This is a genomic window from Acetomicrobium mobile (genome assembly GCF_937920065.1).
This window is the reverse complement of record NZ_CALETC010000064.1, coordinates 1-4773: the sequence shown is the minus strand read 5'-3', so window position 1 is coordinate 4773 and position 4773 is coordinate 1. Positions and strand designations below refer to the sequence as shown.

5 protein-coding genes and 1 pseudogene are annotated in these 4773 nt (G+C 47.0%); 3 read left to right on the top strand and 3 right to left on the bottom strand.

Annotation, left to right across the window (positions count from 1 at the left end; genetic code table 11):
• The 3 genes from Q7P41_RS02280 to Q7P41_RS02270 all read left to right on the top strand — a co-directional run.
• The coding region (locus tag Q7P41_RS02280; protein WP_303881817.1) for a cation:dicarboxylate symporter family transporter at positions 1–281 on the top strand (281 nt) is incomplete at its 5' end.
• A gap of 117 nt (positions 282–398) precedes the next feature.
• Positions 399–2825 carry a trans-4-hydroxy-L-proline dehydratase gene (gene hypD, locus Q7P41_RS02275; protein ID WP_303881815.1) on the top strand — a complete coding sequence of 809 codons (2427 nt, stop codon included), beginning with the start codon at positions 399–401 and terminating at the stop codon, positions 2823–2825.
• 22 nt (positions 2826–2847) lie between these two features.
• Positions 2848–3765, top strand: coding sequence for a glycyl-radical enzyme activating protein (locus Q7P41_RS02270; protein ID WP_303881814.1), 918 nt, complete (start codon positions 2848–2850; stop codon positions 3763–3765).
• Between the two features lie 81 nt (positions 3766–3846).
• Here Q7P41_RS02270 and Q7P41_RS12695 read toward each other — a convergent pair whose 3' ends face one another.
• The 3 genes and pseudogenes from Q7P41_RS12695 to Q7P41_RS12685 all read right to left on the bottom strand — a co-directional run bounded on the left by Q7P41_RS12695 (position 3847) and on the right by Q7P41_RS12685 (position 4447).
• Entirely contained in the window at positions 3847–3990 is a 144-nt protein-coding gene (locus tag Q7P41_RS12695) for a proline racemase family protein (protein WP_369693128.1), read from the bottom strand.
• Entirely contained in the window at positions 3935–4162 is a 228-nt protein-coding gene (locus tag Q7P41_RS12690; protein WP_369693127.1) for a proline racemase family protein, read from the bottom strand. Before Q7P41_RS12690 ends, Q7P41_RS12695 begins: the two co-directional genes overlap by 56 nt.
• Positions 4104–4447, bottom strand: a pseudogene (locus Q7P41_RS12685) (proline racemase family protein). The gene Q7P41_RS12690 and the pseudogene Q7P41_RS12685 overlap by 59 nt, the downstream one beginning before the upstream one ends.
• Positions 4448–4773 lie beyond the last annotated feature (326 nt).

Genomic DNA, 4773 nt, shown 5'->3' with positions numbered 1-4773 from the left:
CGTTGGCACAGCAAGTATTGCTTGCTTTAGTGGTAACTATTGGTACAACTGGTACAGCAGGGATTGCAGGATCAGGCCCTGTAATGTTGCTGGCGGCGATGAATATGTTGGGAATTAATCCTGAGCCAGGTACAGCGGCTGCAGCAGCTTTTGCCTTGGTTCTTGGAATAGACGTAATTCTTGATATGGGCATAACTGGTATAAATGTCACAGGCGAACTGGCCGGGACAACAATCGTTGCTAAGAGCGAAGGTCTGATCGATTGGGAAAGGTGGAAGTAGGAGCTAAGAAGGCATATAATACAATTAAATTAGAAATAATTATAAAATTTACAAATTACTATATAATTAGTTCATTTTATAGATAATCAGGTTATAGATAATCAGGAGGCTTGTAAAATGTCCGAAGTAAGAGTAGAAAGGGAAATGGCGAAAAGAAGGGCGGCAATAAGGCCTATAAGCAAGCGCATCGCGAAGCTCAGGGAAGAAAGCGTCAGCGCTCCTGTAAAGATATCAAGCGAACGGGCCAGGCTTGTGACCGAGTTTTACAAAAGCGGTCAAGCCGACGGCAAGTCCGAACCCGTTAGACGCGCCCTAGCCTTCAAATATTTGATGGAGCGAGTAAGCCTTCCCGTAGAAGACGGGCAGCTCATAGTAGGCCTTCGCGGTACCGGACCCCAGGAGGTGCCCACATACCCCGAGATATGTACCCACGACCTTGAGGATTTGGAAGTTTTAGACACAAGGGAAAACATGCCCTACAGGGTCGACGAGGATACCAAAAATATATATGAAGAAGAGATTATTCCTTTCTGGAAGGGCAAGACGACCAGGGAAATTATCTTTAGCAACCTCCCCAAAGAATGGATCGAAGCTTATGAGACCGGCATATGGACCGAGTTCATGGAACAAAGAGCGCCAGGTCACAGTGCCGGCGGAGAAAAGATATTCGAGAAGGGCGTCTTGGACATAAAAGAAGATATAAAAAGACAGATGAACGCGCTAAACCCGGCCGATTCCGCTTATTACGACAAGATGGAAGAGCTAAAGGCCATGGACATCGCAGCTGATGCCATACTGATTTACGCTAAAAGGTATGCCGAAAAACTTCAAGAGTTGGCGAAATTAGAAAGAGACGCCAAAAGAAAGGCCGAGCTTGAAAAGATGGCCCAAATTTGCGATCACGTGCCTGCCCATGCGCCAAAGACCTTTTGGGAGGCCTTGCAGCATTATTGGTTCGTCCATGTGGGCATAGTGTACGAAACAAATCCCTGGGATTCCTTCAACCCCGGAAGGCTGGATCAGCACCTCTATCCTTTTTACGAGAGGGAAGTCGCTGAAGGGACACTCACCAGAAAACAGGCAAAAGAGCTGCTCGAGGCATTCTGGTTGAAGATCAACAATCAGCCAGCAGTGCCAAAGGTGCGCGTCACGGCAGAGGAAAGCTTTACCTATAACGACTTCACGAAGATAAACATAGGAGGCCTTAAAAAGGACGGGTCTGACGGCGTCAACGAAGTCTCCTATTTGCTGCTTGAGGTATTAGATGAGATGAGGACCTTGCAGCCAAATACCGCGGTCCAGGTGAGCGTCAGAAATCCGGAACGTTTCGTCACAAAGGCGCTAAAGGTAGTAGGCCCCGGCTTTGGCGAACCTCCATTTTTCAACTTCGACGGTGTCATCGTTAAGATGCTGAGGCAGGGCAAATCCTTGGAGGATGCCCGCACAGCAGGAGTAAGCGGATGCGTCGAGACCGGAGCCTTCGGAAAGGAATCGTACATTTTAACCGGATATTTCAACTTGCCCAAAATACTTGAGATCACCTTAAACGAAGGCATCGACCCCCGAACGGGCAAAAAGCTGGGCTTAAGCACTGGAGATCCCCGAAACTTTAAGACCTTTGACGAGCTATGGGATGCCTTCATGAAGCAGGTTAAGTACTTTATGGACATCAAGATGAAGGGAAATGACATCATAGAGTCCATATTTGCCAAGCATTTTCCCGTTCCCTTCATGTCGCTTTGGCTTTGCGATTGTGTGGAGAAGGCAAAGGACTACAACTGCGGCGGCACACGCTACAACACCCAGTACCTCCAGGTTGTAGGCCTTGGTACCATTTCCTACAGCTTGACATCTATCAAATATCACGTCTTCGACAAAAGGGCTGTGCAGATGGACGAACTGCTCGATGCCTTGAAGTCCGACTTTGCCGGCAAAAACGAGATATTGCGGCAGACCATATTGAACAAAACTCCCAAATACGGCGAAGATGACGATTATGCCGACAAGATAGCCAAAGACCTCGTTGACCAAGTCGTCAGTATGATCGAAAGCTACTCCCCCTCGCCCATAAGGAGGGCGTCGAAAAGGGCGTACTTTTTGCCTACCACTGCTCACGTCTATTTTGGTAAAGTCACAGGCGCTACCCCTGACGGCAGAAAGGCAGGTTTCCCTGTGTCGGAAGGCATATCGCCCGTCCAAGGAAGCGACAGAAAGGGTATCGCTGCAGTCTTTGGGTCGGTTTCAAAATGTGATTGGGACAAGACAGGCGGTGCCTTACTGAACCAACGGCTTAGCCCCGATCTTCTCGAAGGAGAAGAGAACGTCAGGAAGCTGGCCCAGTTGATCAGGACCTTTTTCATGATGGGCGGCCATCACGTGCAGTTTAACGTCGTAGGCACCGAACTGCTCAAGGAAGCGCAAAAAAGGCCCAAGGACTTCCAAGACCTGATGGTAAGAGTCGCCGGCTACAGCGATTACTTCGTTAATTTGCCAAAGGGATTGCAGGAAGAGATAATAGCGAGGACCGAATACGAGCAGGTTTAAACAAAGGAGAAAACTACGACAAATGAATGAAGTAAAGAACAGTTGCCTTGGGTTGATATTCGACGTTCAAAGGTACTCTATACACGATGGACCCGGCATAAGAACGACCGTGTTCTTCAAGGGATGTCCTTTGCGGTGCTGGTGGTGTCACAATCCCGAGGGGATAGATCCCGGAAAAGAGCTGATGTATTTTGAGTACAAGTGCATGCGCTGTGGGGATTGCGCGAAAGTGTGCCCCACTGGGGCAATTAAGTTCAAAGGCAAACCAAGGATATTTCGACCGCTTTGCACAGCCTGCGGGAATTGCTCTGACGCATGTCCTGCAGGTGCTTTGAAGCTCGTTGGAAAGGAATATACCGTGGAGGAGCTTATGAAAGAAATAGAAAAAGATGTCATGTACTTCGATAATTCGGGCGGCGGAGTCACCTTTTCCGGTGGCGAGCCTCTTTTTCAGGCTGACTTTTTGCTAGAAGTGTTGAAAGAATGTAAAAAAAGATATATCCATAGAGCATTGGATACCGCCGGATTTGCCTCACGTGAGGTGTTGGCCTCCACAATGGATTACGTCGATCTTTTTTTGTACGATCTTAAGCTCATAGATGAAGGAGAGCACATCAAATACACGGGCGTCCCAAGTGCCCAGATCAAGGAAAACTTGCGCTTCTTAGTGGATTCAGGCAGGGCTAAAGACGTCATAATTCGCTTTCCTGTCATCCCGGGAATAACCGATACACCCGATAACGTAGACGACATGGTAGAATTCATTTCATCCTTGAAGGGCTTAAGAGAGATAGATTTGCTTCCTTTCCACGACGTAAGCGAAAAGTACAACAGGCTCGACAAGGACTACAAGATGACGGTCCACAAATCCCCTTCGCGGGAAAGGCTGGTTGCGATCAAGGAAAGATTTGAAGGCATGGGATTGTACGTAAAGATTTAGATGTAAAAGATTAAAAACAATAGGACCTCAATGCTGGTCACCAGCTTAGAAGTCCTATTGTTTTAATTTGCCTATATCTTCTTATCGCAATGTAAATCCATATTTTAGCGGATCTTCGTCGTCTATCATGTAATGGCTTACGCCGGTCACAAAGGCCCTGCCAGTGATTTCAGGGATTGCTGCATCTAGGCCTGCGACCTTTGTCGTTCCCTTTAGTCTTCCTATGAATTGTGTGCCCAGTATGCTTTCGTTTTATGAATTCCTGGCCAATTTTGAGTTCTCCTCGGGCAAAAAGGGAAACCATTTTAGCACAGGTCCCCGTACCGCAGGGGGAGCGGTCAAGCGACTTCTCGCCAAAAATTACGGCATTTCTGTAATGCATGCCTTCTTGCGACACTTTTTCGAATATCTCGACGAGGTCGATCGTGTTTATATGCGGTTTTTCTGGGTCCGCACATGTTCACGTATCCGCCGCTTTCCATGAATATCACACCGAAATCCGCATCAGGTGCCGTTGGAGAGGTTATTATTGCTCCGAACATATCGCTATGTCCCCTTGGTTCAAGGAGCAAGGCGGTCCTCAAATAGTCCAGGTTGTATGCCATGTATTCCTTTTTTCGGACATGGTTTTACCGGGAACGTTTGGAATGCCCCCGATAACCACCCTTGTCGGTTCTCCCATGGTGTGGGAATCGACTGCAATTATTGAACGTACTGATTTCATTATTAAGCCTACCTATTGCTATTCAACCGCAATTGTTCTATAAGGACAAAAAAATGCTTTGTTTTATTTTTGGAAGACATTGTAAATGAAAATTGTCTCATTTGTCCTTTTAGGTGTACATGTGTTTTATGTATTGGCCAAGTTCTTTTCTTTCACCGTTAGACTATAACATAGCATTATATGAACTTGCAAGCGGTCAAAGCTAATTGACGCGGTCGAGGCAACGATAGCGTAAAATATTTGCAGGAGATTTTCAGAGGTAAAAAAGAAAGGGACCGCTCCTT

Excerpts from the sequence above, each read along its gene's own strand:
- Q7P41_RS02270 (WP_303881814.1), top strand. The coding sequence starts at position 2,848 with ATGAATGAAGTAAAGAACAGTTGCCTTGGGTTGATATTCGACGTTCAA.
- hypD (WP_303881815.1), top strand. The coding sequence starts at position 399 with ATGTCCGAAGTAAGAGTAGAAAGGGAAATGGCGAAAAGAAGGGCGGCA.